Genomic DNA, 14,065 nt, shown 5'->3' with positions numbered 1-14,065 from the left:
CGGAAGCTAGCGGCAACTATGTCATTGGCAAGCGCTAAAAGCCGGGCCTTCCCCAGATTTGCGAGACGGTCTAAGGCTCGGTTATGTCCACGACCTTCCAGCTCGACACGGCGACCAGCCGCGCCAACCCCACCCCGGCCCCGATGAAGCGGCTGACCATCCCGGCGATCCGTCGTCGCAAGGTTGACGGGGTGACCGCCGAACCGATCGTCATGCTCACCGCCTATACCGCGCGGCAGGCCCAGCTGCTCGACGCCCATTGCGACCTGCTACTGGTGGGGGATTCGCTCGGCCAGGTGATCTATGGCCTGCCCTCGTCGGTGCCGGTGACGCTAGACATGATGGCGGCGCATGGTGGTGCCGTGGTGCGGGGTTCGTATCACGCTGCTGTGGTGGTCGACATGCCCTTTGGTGCCTATGAAGCATCCCCTCAGCAGGCCTTCGAGAGTGCAGCACGGCTGCTCAAGGAAACCGGCTGCGCGGCAGTGAAGCTCGAAGGCGGCGCGGCCATGGCCGAAACGGTCGCCTTCCTCAGCCAGCGCGGCATCCCGGTCATGGGCCATGTCGGCCTGACCCCCCAGGCGGTCAACGTGCTGGGCGGCTACAACGCCCGCGGCCGGAGCGATGCCGAAGCGGAGAAAATCGTCAACGATGCCAAGGCATTGGATGACGCCGGGGCTTTCGCGATCGTCGTCGAAGGCGTGGTCGAACCGATCGCCATCGCGGTGACCAAGGCGGTCAGCTGCCCGACCATCGGTATCGGCGCCTCGGCCCAGTGCGATGGACAGGTGCTCGTCACCGAAGACATGCTGGGCATGTTCGAGCGCGTCCCCCGGTTCGTGAAGCGCTACGAGGAAATTGCCGAAACCATCTCCGCTGCCGCCGCCCGCTATGCCGCCGAAGTTCGGGATAGATCGTTCCCGGGGATTGAACAGACCTACCAGCCGAAATAGGGCGATCCGCTCAAACTGGTGGGGGGTCACCGTGCTGCTGCGTTATTACAAATTCTCGATCCTGTTCACGCTCGCCTGCCTGGGGCTGGGCGTGTGGTACGGCTGGGCACAGACCGGCAGCGTGGCGGCGACCGCCTCGCTGCTGTGGATCATCTTCGTCCTGTCGATCCTCGAAGTGTCACTCTCGTTCGACAACGCGGTGGTCAATGCCTCGGTGCTGAAAGACATGAGTGAGATCTGGCAACGCCGGTTCCTCACCTGGGGGATGCTGATCGCCGTGTTCGGGATGCGGATCGTCTTCCCGCTCGCCATCGTGGCTGTCGCCGCCGGGATCGGCCCGATGGATGCCGTCACGCTCTCGCTCAACAGCCCCGAGGAATACGAGCGGATCGTTTCCGGCGCCCATGTCGGCATTGCCGGGTTCGGCGGGGCATTCCTCGCCATGGTCGGTCTGTCGTTCTTTTTCGACGGCGAGAAGGATGTTCACTGGATCAGTTGGATCGAGGAAAAGCTGAGTGTCGTTTCAAACATCAAGGCCGCCGAAATCGCCCTGCTGCTGCTGGTGATCTATGGCATCTCGCTGCTGCTGCCGCCTGCTGACGCGCTGACCTTCATGGTCTCCGGCACACTCGGTCTTGTCACCTTCATCGCGGTCGAGGCGATCTCCACGATCCTTGAAATGCGCGAGGAAGCGCTGAAGCTGCAGGGCGCGGTGGTGCGTTCCGGGCTTGGCGGGTTCCTCTATCTCAATATCCTCGACGCCTCATTCAGCTTCGATGGCGTGATCGGGGCCTTTGCCCTTTCAAACAACATGGTGGTGATTGCGCTTGGCCTGTCGATTGGGGCGATGTTCGTCCGCTCGATGACGATCCACCTGGTCAAGCAGGGTACGCTGGCGCAGTACCGCTATCTTGAGCACGGCGCGTTCTGGGCCATCATCGCGCTTGGCGGCATCATGCTGTTTTCGGCCGTGATGCACATTCCCGAAACTATCACCGGGCTGATCGGGGCCGTGCTGATCGGACTGTCGCTGTGGTGGTCGATCCGCCACAACAAGCGCAACCCGGACAGCGAGATCGAGGACGCGGTCCGGGCCGACTAACGGACAGGCGGATTGAGCCGGGCTGCAATCGGCGCGGCGATCACCAGCTGAACCAGGTGGTAAAGCAGGATCGGCAGCAGCACGATCCCTGCCGCCGCCGGTGGGAACAGCACGGTGGCCAGCGGGGCGCCCATGGCGATGCTTTTCTGCGCGCCGGCAAACAGGAAGGTGATCCTGGTGGGCCGGTCCAGCCGCATTGACCCCGCCAACAGCCAGGCCCCAAGGTGACCAAAGACCAGCAGCAGCATTGTACCGCCCAGCAGCCAGCCCCACCCCGCCAGGTCGATCCGCTCCCAGAAGCGCTGCTCGACCGCACCCGAAAAGGCGACATAGACCGCAATGGCGATCGAGCTGCGATCCATCCGCGTCACCAGCTGGCGATTGCCCGCCACCCAGCCGCCGAGCCGCCCCTGCAAGGCCTGACCCAGCAGGAACGGGATCAGCAGGATCGTGACCACCTTGAGCAGGCCAGAGGCATCGAACGTCGCCGCCCCGCTCCCCGCCAGCAAGGAGAACAGCGGGGCGGTGAAGAACACGCCGAGGATATTCAGCAGCGCCGCCGCGACAACCGAGGCGGCAACATTGCCCCCGGCGAGCGAGGAATAGGCCGTGGCCGATTGCACGGTTGAAGGCAGGCACCCCAGGTACAGGAACCCCAGCGCCAGCAAGGGTGGCATCCACCCCTGCCCGCCCTGCCAGACCAGCCAGCCGCCCAATGCCATCGCGCCATAGACCCAGCCAACCAGCGGCCAGAGCAGGCGGTGATTGCCCATGCCGGCCAGCACCTCGTGGCGCGGCAGGCGCAAGCCATTCAGGAAAAACAGCAGGAAGACTGCCGCGTTGGCAACAAACTGCGCGGCATCGCGCCAGCCCCCGTGGACCGGCACGAGCAGCGCCAGGCCGATCGCCAGCGCGAGCAGCCGCACCATCGGGTCGATGCGGCTCAGCAAGCGATCAGCGCCCGGCCAGCGAGACCGGCGGGGCCGGCGTGGCCGAGAAGCGCGGCGCCGGGGCCGGCTGGACCATGCCGCCATCCTCCACGAAGGTGCTCCGGGCCACGTTGTGCGGATGCTGCGGCGCTTCCTTGAGACTCAGCACCGGCGCGAAGCAGATATCGGTCCCGTCCATGATCGCGCACCATTCGTCGCGCGTCTTGGTCAGGATCAGCGCGGTCATCCGGGCCTTCAGTTCGTCCCACTTCAGCGGGTTCATCTGCTGGGCGAAATCGGGATCGCCGGCGAGGCCGGTCTTTTCCAGCAGCAGGGCATAGAACTGCGGCTCGATCGAGCCGAGCGAGATGTACTTGCCGTCGCTGGTTTCATAGGTGTCGTAGAAGTGCGTGCCGCTGTCGAGTAGGTTGACCCCACGCTCATCGCGCCACTGGCCATTGCCCAGGAAGGTATAGGTCATGGCCGAAAGGATCGCCGCGCCATCGACCATCGCGCAATCGACCACCTGCCCCGCGCCGCCTGAGCGGGCATGCAGGATCCCGGCCACCACGCCGAACGCCAGCATCATGCCGCCGCCACCGAAATCGCCCACGGCATTGACCGGGAAGATCGGCTTTTCGCCCTTGCGGCCATAAGTGTGGAGCGCCCCGGACAAGGCGATATAGTTGATGTCATGCCCGGCCAGCGGCGCCATTGGTCCCTCCTGCCCCCAGCCGGTCATCCGGCCGATCACCAGCTTGGGATTGATTGCCAGCAGCACTTCGGGACCGATCCCCATGCGCTCGATGACGCCGGGGCGATAGCCTTCGATCAGGGCATCGGCGCTCTTCACCAGTTCCTTCAGCTCGCTGATCGCCGCCGGATCCTTGAGATCCAGCTCGATCCGCTCACGATTGCGGTTCAGGATATCGCGATTGCCGCCATCGCCGAACCGGCTGGAAGTGCCGGGCCGCTCGATCCGGATCACCCGCGCGCCGTGATCGGCCAGCATCATGCCGCAGAACGGACCCGGGCCAATCCCGGCCAATTCGATCACCGTCACTCCCGCCAGAACACCGCCAGACATGCTTTTCGCTCCCAAGTTTAATCGACCGATTAAGCTTGGCGATTGGCGCGCCGCTTGTCGAGAGGCAATGCGACCTAATGCGCCCGCAATTGGCCGCGCGCTTCCTGCAGCAACAGATTATCGCCACCGATGCGCTGCGCCTTGGCCAGCAGGGCCGCCGCCGCGTCCGGCTCGCGCTTCAGCGCGGCCAGTGCCATGCCCTTGGCCTGGGCCGCAACCGGGCTGGCCCGCTGCAATCGCCGCGCGGTTTCGGCGGTGGCGAGCGCCGCAGTGGCATCGCCCGTCCGCAGTTGAGCCAGCGAAAGATCGGCCAGCAGGCGAACATCGCGGCCGCCGGTGCGGCGGTTGAGATGTTCCAGCAGTTCTCGAGTGCGCGGCCAATCGCCGGAAAACGCGGTGGCCCCGGCCAGCAGGCGCAGGGCGAGATGGTTGTCGGGAAATGCGGCCGCATAGCGCGCCGCCACGGCTGCCGCCTCCCCGCCCCGTCCGGCCTTGTCGAGCGCTTCGGTCGCCCGCAGCATCAGCCAGTCGGGATAGCGAACGAGGGCTGCCCGGTCATAGGCCGCGAAAGCCTGGTCATAAGCGCCCGCAACCAGCGCTGTATCGCCGACCAGGACCAGCGCATCGGCCGCAGCCGGACGGCTGGCCAGCAACCGGGCAGCAACTGCCCCGCCCTCCGCCTTGTTCCCCGCCATCAGCAGGCTGCGAACATAGGGGACTGTTGCGGCCGGAAGGTCCGGGCTGTCCCCCCACCTTGCGGCCAGGATCCCGAGTGGTTCGGGCTCGGCCATCGGCAGGATTGGGGGCAGGCTGGGCGCGGCAGCGCGATCCAGCAAGGTGGCGGCGGCGGCACGATTGCCGGTCCGTTCATAGGCCCGGCCCAAGAGGGTCAACAGATAAGGCGACGCATCAGGCCGCGCGGCCAGGCCATCAAAGCGCTGGTGCAGGCGATCGAAATCTCCCACCGCAAACAGGGCCCGGGCATAGAGCACCTGAACCCGTGGGTTGGCCGGCTGGCGCTGGTCGAGCCGTTCGAGCAGTTCGACCGCCATCGTGACATTACCGGCCTCCAGCTCCAGCGCGCCCTGCAGCAGCATCGCCGCTGGCAGTTCGCGCAACTGGCCGCGCGTGCGATTGAACAGGTTGCGCGCCAGATCGACATTGCCGGCGCGGGCCGCGATTACGGCCTGCTGATAGAACGGCACCACCTCGCGCGGGTTCCGTTCATGGACCTCGCGGGTTACCGCGACCATCTCCGCCGCCCGTCCGGCATCGCCCAGGGTGGCGGCATATTCGTTGGACAGTCGCAGGTCGTCCGGCGCCAGTTCCAGCGCCCGTTCGAACAGCGGCAAGGCCGCGAGCGGCCCGGTCCGATCGCGCAGCAATTGCGCCTGCAATTCCAGCGCCCGGGGCTCTTCTGGCCCAAGCTGGACGGCCCGGTCGGCTGCCTCGACCGCTTTCAGGTCTTCCCCGCCGATATAGCGCAGCCGCGCGATTTCAACCCACAGCAGGGGATCATCGGGCGCCAGCTGCAGCGCCTGGTCGAGCGCTTGCCCGGCTTCAACCAGCCGTCCTTCCAGCCGCAGCAGGCGGCCAAGCATCCGCCAGCCATAGGCTTCCTGCCCCGGCGCGAAGCTGCGCCCTTCAAGCCATTGCCGCGCCCGCACCAGGTCACCCTGAAGCAGGGCGGCCTCGCCCATCGCGGCGGCCACATCGGTGCGGCTTGCTCCAACGGCCAGCGCCTTGCGCAGTTCGGCTTCGGCAGCAATGCCATCGCCGCGCGCCGCTGCCGCCCGCGCCTGTGCCATCTGTTCGCCGACCGCTTCGGGTGCGGCAGCCAGCGGCCCGGCCAGGGCCAATGCGGCAGCACAGACCAGCAACAGGCGGCGCGGTTCAGGCATGCAGGTCGTATTGCTTCAGCAGGTCGTAAAGCGTCGGGCGGCTGATCCCCAGCAACTTGGCCGTGTTCGAGATGTTCCCCTCGCACCGGGCCAGGGCATGGCGGATGACGCGCCGGTCGGTCGCCTCGCGCGCGCTCTTGAGGTTCAGCGCCTCGTCCTCCGCCTCGCCCGGTTCCGACAGGTCGAGGTCGGCGGCGCTGACCAGCTTGCCATCGGCCATGATGACCGCCCGCTTCACCCGGTTTTCGAGTTCGCGGACATTGCCGGGCCAGTGCCAGGCATCGATCGCGGCCAACGCATCGGCGGCAAAACCCTTGACCGATGGGTTCATCTCGCGCGCGAAACGGGCCAGGAAGGCCTTGGCCAGCAGCGCTGCATCGCCGGGCCGTTCGGCCAGGCTCGGAATCTTCACCACGATCTCGGCCAAGCGATAGAACAGGTCCTCGCGGAAGCTGCCGGCGGCGATCATCGCTTCGAGGTCCTGGTGCGTGGCGCAAACGATGCGGGTATCGACCGCGATCGACTTGCGCGATCCGATCCGCTCGATCACCCGTTCCTGCAGGAAACGCAGCAGCTTGACCTGCAGCGGCAGCGGGATGTCACCCACTTCGTCGAGGAACAGGGTACCCCTGTGCGCCAGTTCGATCTTGCCCTCGGTGGTCTTGACCGCGCCGGTGAAGGCGCCCTTCTCGTGCCCGAACAGTTCGCTTTCCAGCAGGTTTTCAGGGATCGCCGCACAGTTTATCGCAACGAAGGCCCCGCCGGCGCGGTCGCTGGCCTCGTGCAGGCCGCGCGCCAGCAGTTCCTTGCCGGTACCGCTCGCACCCAGCAGCATGACCGAGACATTGGTGTTGGCCACCCGCTCGATCGTCCGGGCCACCTTCACCATTTCCGGCGCACCGGTGATCATCCGACCCAGCACCTTGTTGCCATCGTCGCTCTTGCTGGCCAGCCGCCGGTTTTCGGCCTCGATCTGGTGCAAGCGCCAGGCGCGCTGGACGATCAGCCCCAGCGTCTCGATATCGACCGGCTTCTGGTAGAAATCATAAGCCCCGCGCGCGATGGCCTGCAGCGCGCTTTCCCGCGCACCGTGGCCCGAGGCGACAATCACCTTGGTATCGGGCTTGAGTGCCATGATCGCATCCAGCACGGCGAAGCCTTCGCTGGTGCCGTCAGGATCGGGCGGCAGGCCCAAGTCCAGCGTCACAACCCCGGGCTCTTCCGAGCGCAAGGCAGCCAGCGCGCTCGCGCGGTCACCGGCGATGATCACCGAAAAGTCGGGATAGGCCCATTTGAGCTGCGCCTGCAGCCCCGGGTCATCCTCGATGATCAGCAGCTTGGGTTTGGGATCGGACATCATGCGACCTTCTGGTCAGAAGTGGTGAGATGGGTGATCAGTTCGGCCGTTTCAGCCAGGGGCAGGCGCAGGGCAAAACGGGTGCCCAGCCCTTCGCGGGATTCGACATCGAGCCGCCCGCCCATGGCCCGGATCAGTTCGCGGGCTTCGTAGGCCCCGATCCCGAACCCGCCGGGCTTGGTGGAAACAAACGGCTTGAACAGGCCGTTGCGGATGAATTCGGCGCTCATGCCGGAGCCGGAATCGATCACTTCGACCACCCCGCCAAAGCCATCCTGGCCGACTTGCAGGAACACCGGGCTATCGGGCGGGCTGGCGTCGATCGCGTTCTGGACCAGGTGGACCAGCACCTGTTCTGCCAGTTCCTCGCGCGCGGTGACCCGGCAAGGCTGACTGCTGATGACCTCGACCTGGTGGGCCGCCCGAAACTGCCCTGCGACCCGCTTTGCCACCTGTTCCAGATCGACCGGGACGAGCCGCTCCACCGTGCTGTGGCCATAGCGCGACAGCCGCGCCAACAGCGCGTTGAGCTTGTCGGCGGCATTGCGCAGGGTCACCAGCATGTCGGCCCGGAATTCGGGGTTCTCGGCATGGGCTTCGGCGTTGCGGGCCAGCAGGCCGAGCTGGCTGGCCAGGTTCTTGATATCGTGCATGACGAAGGCGATGCGGCGGTTGAAATCGTCGAACCGCGATGCCTCGGCCAGCGCCTCCTGCCCGGCCTGCTCGGCCAGGTAGCTGGCCAGCTGCTGGCCCGCCACGCGCAGCAGGTCGAAATCTTCCCAGTCGAGCCGGCGCGTCACGGTCGGCCGCGCCAGCACGACCATCCCGACCAGCCGGTCGAAATGAAGTAGCGGAACCATCGCCCAGGCGCGCGGTTCGTCCATTAGCCATTGCGGCACGGCTTCCTGGGGCGGTGCCCACTGTCCCTGCCTCGGTCCATCGCCGCCGCGCAGTTCATCGAGATCGATGATGAACCCGCCCGAACCATCCACCTCGAAGGCCTGCACCGCCCTGGCCGGGAGTGCCTCGGCCGGAACATCGGCGGTCGGCCACTGCCATCGGGCGGCCAGGCCCAGCTTGCCATGCTCGGTTGGGGTCAGCAGCAGGCCTCCGGGGCTGTCCGTCATGTCGGCCACGGCCCGTATTGCGCGTTCCTGCAAGGGCGCTTCCTCAGCGCCACCGCGCCCCATCGTGCGGGTAAACCGCAGCCATTCCTCGCGGTAGTCGTAGCGATGCTGGAACAGGTGCTTGGTCAGCATGACTCGCAACCGGGCCCGCAAGACCCGCGACGAGACCAGCGCGGCCAGTAGGACGGCAGCGGTGCCGACCAGCACCAGTTGCAGCTCGGCAGTGAACCCCTGTCCCGCCCAGGCCAGCCAGCGCGAGATGATCACCATGAAAACCAGGTATCCGCCAATGATCAGCAGCGAAGCCGACTGGAACATCACCGAGCGCGAGGGCTGAAACCGCAGCGCGTCGCTGCCCCGCCGCAGGCCAATGGCAATCAGCGCGGCGGCCGCGAGGGCCTCGATGCCGCGCATGGCCGCCAGACCGTCCGGCGTGGCACCGGCCAGGTACGAAACCGTGAAGTAATTGAGATCAAACCCCCACAATCCGGCAATCGCGAGGGCCGGCCAGCGCAGGACCAAGCGCGCCTCGCGCGCGGCCCCGGCATAGAGGTTGTGCGCCAGCATCAGCCCGCCGGTTGCCACCAGCAGCCGCAGCAGGGTGGCCGAATGGAAAGCCAGTGCGCTGGCGATCATTCCGGACGAAATCAGGAAGCCGATTGCCATTTGCAGCATTTCGACAAAGGCAATCGCCAGCAGCAAGGGACGCACCGGCCCAAGGCTGGCATGGCGTCCATCGACCGCGAACATCCGGTAAATCAGCAGCAGCCAGCCGAGGTTTCGCGCCGTATCAGCGAGGTCGGTCCACTGTGATGCCGGGCCGGCCAGTGCTCCGGTCAAAGCCCACAGCCCGGTCAGAAACAGTGCAAGGGCAATCGGCGGGCGCAGTGCGCCAAATCGCTCGCGTCGCCCTGGCAGGGTGGCGGCCATTGCCAGGCACGCGAAAGCACCCGTGCCCCAGGCAAAGGTGCCGATCGCATCCCACAGGGTCGGGCTCGTCACCATTTACCGCGCGCCCTCGTTCCACAGCACCACGCGCAGCGTCTGCAGCAGGATCAACAGGTCGAGGAACGGCGTGTAATTCTTCGCGTAGTAGAGATCGTATTCGAGCTTGTGGCGGGAATCCTCGATCGAGGCACCATAGGGGTAATTGATCTGCGCCCAGCCCGTGATGCCGGGCTTCACCATGTGCCGCTCGGCATAATAGGGCAGCTGCTGCTCGAGGTCGGCGACGAATTCCGGCCGTTCGGGCCGGGGGCCGACAAAGCTCATCTCGCCCTTCAGCACTGCCCAGGCCTGCGGCAGTTCGTCGATCCGGGTCTTGCGGATGAACTGGCCGATCCGGGTGACGCGCGGATCGTCCTTGCTGGCCCACTGGGCGCCATTGGCCTCGGCATCGGTGCGCATCGAGCGCAGCTTGATCACGTCGAACGGTTCGCCAAACAGGCCAACGCGGGTCTGGCGGTAGAAAGCGGGGCCACGACTGTCGAGCTTCACCAGCAGCGCGAACAGCAGGATGACGGGGCCCGTCAGGGCAAGTAGCAGCGCGCTGGCGGCGATATCGAACAGCCGCTTGGCCGCGCTCGAAACGGCCCGGCCGGATGAGAACCCGTCGGAAAAGATCAGCCAGCTGGGATTGACCGTATCCAGGTCGACCCGCCCGGTCTCGCGCTCGATGAAGCTGGAGAAATCGTTGACGTGCACCCCGGTGGTCTTGATCCGCAGGAGATCGGCCAACGGCAGGGCATTGCGCCGTTCCTCCAGCGCCAGCACCACTTCGCTTACCCCCAGGTTTTCGACGTGGCGGGTCAGGTTGTGGATCGCGGTGCGGGCGATGGAATCCTTCACCAGCGGCTCGGCCTCGGTCATCGCCACGAAGCCGACGATCACGAAGCCGCTTTCGGGACGTTCCGAGAGATGGCGCAACCGTTCGGCACGCTGGCCGGCGCCCAGCACCAGCACCCGCCGGCGAAAGGCCGCCGCGCCCAGGATTCCACCCACGACCAGGCGGTTCATGACCAGCGCGACAATCGATCCGGCCATGGCGTAAGCCATTGTCGAACGCCAGAAATTCCCGCCACCGATAGTGAAGTCGACAAAGACCAGGGCGATGATCCCCAGCGAGATCGCCACCAGCAAGCGGGCCGTGGCATAGCGCATCGAACGGAGCGCCTCGGGGCCGTAGACCCCGACCGAAATCATCGCCACCAGCGTGACCGAGGCATAGGCCGTCAGCTGCCACAACCGATCCTCGACCGATCCCGGCAACATCCCGATCTGCGATGCCCTGAGCCGCCATGAAAGGTCACCTGCGAGGTACAGCAGGAGCACATCAATGGCACCAAGCAGGATCACCGCATGGGGTATATAGTGCTTGAACAGTCGGACCATGTCCCCGTGGCTCGTGCAGTCTCTGGACTGCCTGCCTAACGGGGAGGTGTGAAATGTCGGTAAACTTTACAGCGCGGTCACTCGGCAAAGCTGAACGGCGTCAATCCCCGGGCGCGTTCGTCGAATGACAGGTCCGCGCCGCGCGGGGGCAGCGAGCGTTGCATGCAGTCCTTGCGGTGGCACCCGGCACAGCCCGGCCCGATCGGCACGGCTTCCGCCGGGGTCAGCGCCAGACCGCGCGCCTGGGCGAGCGATCCGGCGAGGCCCGCCTCGATCCCCAAGGCCACCACGAACCGCGCGCCGTCGGCACCGGGCGCGCCGCTGCCATCGACCGTGCGGGCAATGGTCAGCCACTGGCTGGCCGTGCCGTTCGGTTCCTCGAAGCTGGCCAGCTGGACGCAGAGCTGCCCGGCCCGCTCGAAGGCCCGGTGCGCCACCCATAAGGGGCAGCCGGTGCCGCTGTCGAGCAAGGCCGTGCCGCTGGCCCCGGCATAGCGCTTGGAGAACTGCCCGGCCCGGTCGACCCGCGCCATGAAGAACGGCAGGCCGCGCTGGCCGACGCGTTGCAGCGTGGTCAGGCGGTGAGCCAATTGCTCGAACCCCACGCCGAAGCGGCGCTGCAGGATCGGCAAGTCATAACCGGTCGCCTCGCAGGCGCGCAGCAGCCGACCATAGGGCATCAGCACGGCGGCTGCGAAATAGGCCGCCAGGTGGCGGCGAAACAAGCGCCAGGCGGCGCGGTCCGCGAACTGCGCGCCATTGGCGATGCCCGTGATCTCATCCCGCTGTTCGAGCAGGGCCAGCTGCAAGGCCACCTGGAAATTGCGCGAGGCGGGATCGAGCAGTTCGGACAATTGCAATTGCCGGGCGTGGAGGTCCAGCCGCCGCAGGGCATCGGGCATCACTTCCACCGGCAGGGTTCGTACCGCGATCTGGTGCTTTTGCCGCAACCGCTCGGCCAGCGCCGCGCCCGTATCGGCGCTCGACAGGCGCAGTTCGTCGGCCAGTTCCTCGGCCGCGGCATCGAGATCGGGAAAGTGGTTGCGCCAGCGCTCGATCTCACGCCGGACCAGTTCCATCGGATCGCCCTCGCCCGCCACGTCCCCGCCGGGCCCACTGGCATCGAACAGCCGGGCAAAGGCCAGCGCCGCCTGGGGCGCGGCGCTCAGCCATTCGGCGATCTCATCGCGGTCGATCGCCAGGTCGGCAAAGCGGGCATCGGCCAGGCGGCGGCGCAGGCCATCGACCCCGCCCACCGCCTCGTCCTGACGCAGGCTGCGCGGATCGAAGTCAAAGGCTTCGGCCAGCCGCACCAGCAGCCGGGCGGAGAGTGGCCGCTGGTTGCGCTCCACCAGGTTCAGGTAACTGGGCGAAATCCCCAGCTGGGCCGCCATGGCGGACTGGGTCAGCCCCTCGCGCCGACGCAGGCGGCGGATGGCGGGACCGGCAAGCAGGGTCGTCTCGGGCATGGCCTGCTTTGTCACATAATTTACAACTTTGCAAGAAGAATGCCCCGATTGGCGGCAGTCATACAATTTATTTTGTGATTTGTTGCACTCGAATCAGCAGCGCGGGGTTAGGCAGGGATCATTCAAACCCCTGGAGGTTCCCCGTGTCCTATACCGATACCATCGCCGCCGCTGACAGCCAGATCAGCCGTTTCAGCAACTGGGACGGGATCGATGCCGAATCCGTTGCCCGCATGCAGCTGCAGAACCGCTTCAAGACCGGCCTCGATATCGCCAAGTACACGGCCAAGATCATGCGCGCCGACATGGCCGCCTATGATGCCGACCCGGCCAACTACACCCAGTCGCTGGGCTGCTGGCACGGCTTCATCGGGCAGCAGAAGCTGATCTCGATCAAGAAGCACTTCGGCACCACCAAGGGGCGCTACCTGTACCTCTCGGGCTGGATGATCGCCGCGCTGCGCAGCGAATTCGGCCCCCTGCCCGACCAGTCGATGCACGAGAAGACCAGCGTTCCCGCGCTGATCGAGGAACTCTACACCTTCCTGCGCCAGGCCGATGCCCGCGAACTCGGCATGATGTTCCGCGAGCTCGACGATGCCCGCAAGACCGGCGACGAGGTCAAGGCCAAGGCCATCCAGGCCAAGATCGACAGCTATGAAACCCACGTCGTGCCGATCATCGCCGATATCGACGCCGGGTTCGGCAATGCCGAGGCGACGTATCTGCTCGCCAAGAAGATGATCGAGGCGGGCGCCTGCGCGATCCAGATCGAAAACCAGGTCTCGGACGAAAAGCAGTGCGGCCACCAGGACGGCAAGGTCACCGTGCCGCACGAGGACTTCCTCGCGAAGATCCGCGCGGTCCGGTACGCCTTCATGGAACTGGGCGTCGAGGACGGCATCATCGTTGCCCGCACCGACTCGCTGGGCGCTGGCCTTACCAAGCAGATCGCCTTCACCCGCGAAGCCGGCGACATCGGCGATCAGTACAACAGCTTCCTCGATTGCGATGAAGTGACCGAAATCGGCCACGGCGATGTTCTGATCAGCCGCGATGGCAAGCTCTTGAAGCCCAAGCGCCTGCCCAGCAACCTCTACCAGTTCCGCGCCGGAACGGGTGAAGACCGCTGCGTGCTCGATTGCATCACCTCGCTCCAGAATGGCGCGGACCTGCTGTGGATCGAGACCGAAAAGCCGCACATCGGCCAGATCGGCGGGATGGTCAGCCGCATCCGCGAAGTGATCCCCAATGCCAAGCTGGTCTACAACAATTCGCCCAGCTTCAACTGGACGCTGAACTTCCGCCAGCAGGTGTTCGATGCCTGGACCGCCGAAGGCCGCGACCTGTCCGCCTATGACCGCGCCAAGCTGATGAGCGTGGACTATGACGGCACCGACCTCGCCGCCGAAGCCGACGAGCGCATCCGCACCTTCCAGCGCGATGCGGCGGCGCAGGCCGGGATCTTCCACCACCTGATCACCCTGCCGACCTATCACACGGCCGCGCTCAGCACCGATAACCTCGCCAAGGAATACTTCGGCGAACAGGGCATGCTGGGCTACGTCAAGGGCGTCCAGCGCCAGGAAATCCGCCAGGGTATCGCCTGCGTGAAGCACCAGAACATGTCGGGCAGCGACATCGGTGACGATCACAAGGAATACTTCGCCGGTGAGGCCGCGCTGAAGGCCGCTGGCGAACACAACACGATGAACCAGTTTGCCGCATAACGACCAATAACTCGCAGCA

10 protein-coding genes are annotated in these 14,065 nt (G+C 65.9%); 3 read left to right on the top strand and 7 right to left on the bottom strand.

Annotated features, from left to right (window positions below; all coding sequences use genetic code 11):
- The first annotated feature begins 83 nt into the window (after window positions 1-83).
- Together panB and O9281_RS04945 are read left to right on the top strand one after the other, a co-directional pair.
- Window positions 84-953, top strand: coding sequence for a 3-methyl-2-oxobutanoate hydroxymethyltransferase (gene panB / locus O9281_RS04950; RefSeq protein WP_298183458.1), 870 nt, complete (start codon window positions 84-86; stop codon window positions 951-953).
- Between the two features lie 34 nt (window positions 954-987).
- Window positions 988-2,055 carry a DUF475 domain-containing protein gene (locus tag O9281_RS04945; RefSeq protein WP_298183921.1) on the top strand — a complete coding sequence of 356 codons (1,068 nt, stop codon included), beginning with the start codon at window positions 988-990 and terminating at the stop codon, window positions 2,053-2,055.
- On the opposite strand, the gene O9281_RS04940 is transcribed toward O9281_RS04945, so the two are convergent.
- The 7 genes from O9281_RS04940 to O9281_RS04910 all read right to left on the bottom strand — a co-directional run bounded on the left by O9281_RS04940 (window position 2,052) and on the right by O9281_RS04910 (window position 12,316).
- Window positions 2,052-3,005, bottom strand: coding sequence for a bile acid:sodium symporter family protein (locus O9281_RS04940; protein WP_298183457.1), 954 nt, complete (start codon window positions 3,003-3,005; stop codon window positions 2,052-2,054). The genes O9281_RS04945 and O9281_RS04940 overlap by 4 nt on opposite strands.
- Window positions 3,006-3,009: 4 nt before the next feature.
- Window positions 3,010-4,071: a CaiB/BaiF CoA-transferase family protein gene (locus tag O9281_RS04935; RefSeq protein WP_298183455.1), complete on the bottom strand. Its 1,062-nt coding sequence runs from the start codon at window positions 4,069-4,071 to the stop codon at window positions 3,010-3,012.
- 74 nt (window positions 4,072-4,145) lie between these two features.
- Window positions 4,146-5,972 carry a tetratricopeptide repeat protein gene (locus O9281_RS04930; protein ID WP_298183454.1) on the bottom strand — a complete coding sequence of 609 codons (1,827 nt, stop codon included), beginning with the start codon at window positions 5,970-5,972 and terminating at the stop codon, window positions 4,146-4,148.
- Window positions 5,965-7,329, bottom strand: a complete 1,365-nt coding sequence (gene prsR, locus O9281_RS04925; RefSeq protein WP_298183453.1) for a PEP-CTERM-box response regulator transcription factor — start codon at window positions 7,327-7,329, stop codon at window positions 5,965-5,967. Before prsR ends, O9281_RS04930 begins: the two co-directional genes overlap by 8 nt.
- Entirely contained in the window at window positions 7,329-9,461 is a 2,133-nt protein-coding gene (gene prsK / locus O9281_RS04920) for an XrtA/PEP-CTERM system histidine kinase PrsK (protein WP_298183452.1), read from the bottom strand. Before prsK ends, prsR begins: the two co-directional genes overlap by 1 nt.
- Window positions 9,462-10,847 carry a TIGR03013 family XrtA/PEP-CTERM system glycosyltransferase gene (locus tag O9281_RS04915; RefSeq protein ID WP_298183451.1) on the bottom strand — a complete coding sequence of 462 codons (1,386 nt, stop codon included), beginning with the start codon at window positions 10,845-10,847 and terminating at the stop codon, window positions 9,462-9,464.
- A gap of 77 nt (window positions 10,848-10,924) precedes the next feature.
- Window positions 10,925-12,316: a short-chain fatty acyl-CoA regulator family protein gene (locus O9281_RS04910; protein WP_298183450.1), complete on the bottom strand. Its 1,392-nt coding sequence runs from the start codon at window positions 12,314-12,316 to the stop codon at window positions 10,925-10,927.
- 143 nt (window positions 12,317-12,459) lie between these two features.
- Here O9281_RS04910 and O9281_RS04905 point away from each other — a divergent pair, with 143 nt between their 5' ends.
- Window positions 12,460-14,046, top strand: a complete 1,587-nt coding sequence (locus tag O9281_RS04905) for an isocitrate lyase (RefSeq protein WP_298183449.1) — start codon at window positions 12,460-12,462, stop codon at window positions 14,044-14,046.
- The last annotated feature ends 19 nt before the right edge of the window (window positions 14,047-14,065 follow it).

It is taken from the genome of Novosphingobium sp., from assembly GCF_027531025.1.
In the GTDB taxonomy this organism is placed as follows: Bacteria; Pseudomonadota; Alphaproteobacteria; order Sphingomonadales; family Sphingomonadaceae; genus Novosphingobium.
The sequence above is the reverse complement of the archived record's forward strand: the minus strand, read 5'-3'. Positions and strand labels throughout refer to the sequence as shown.

What these genes read in the sequence shown, in the direction of transcription:
- panB (WP_298183458.1), top strand. Translation starts at nt 84, where the DNA reads ATGTCCACGACCTTCCAGCTCGACACGGCGACCAGCCGCGCCAACCCC.
- O9281_RS04935 (WP_298183455.1), bottom strand. Translation starts at nt 4,071, where the DNA reads ATGTCTGGCGGTGTTCTGGCGGGAGTGACGGTGATCGAATTGGCCGGG.
- O9281_RS04930 (WP_298183454.1), bottom strand. Translation starts at nt 5,972, where the DNA reads ATGCCTGAACCGCGCCGCCTGTTGCTGGTCTGTGCTGCCGCATTGGCC.
- prsR (WP_298183453.1), bottom strand. Translation starts at nt 7,329, where the DNA reads ATGTCCGATCCCAAACCCAAGCTGCTGATCATCGAGGATGACCCGGGG.
- prsK (WP_298183452.1), bottom strand. Translation starts at nt 9,461, where the DNA reads ATGGTGACGAGCCCGACCCTGTGGGATGCGATCGGCACCTTTGCCTGG.
- O9281_RS04915 (WP_298183451.1), bottom strand. Translation starts at nt 10,847, where the DNA reads ATGGTCCGACTGTTCAAGCACTATATACCCCATGCGGTGATCCTGCTT.
- O9281_RS04910 (WP_298183450.1), bottom strand. Translation starts at nt 12,316, where the DNA reads ATGCCCGAGACGACCCTGCTTGCCGGTCCCGCCATCCGCCGCCTGCGT.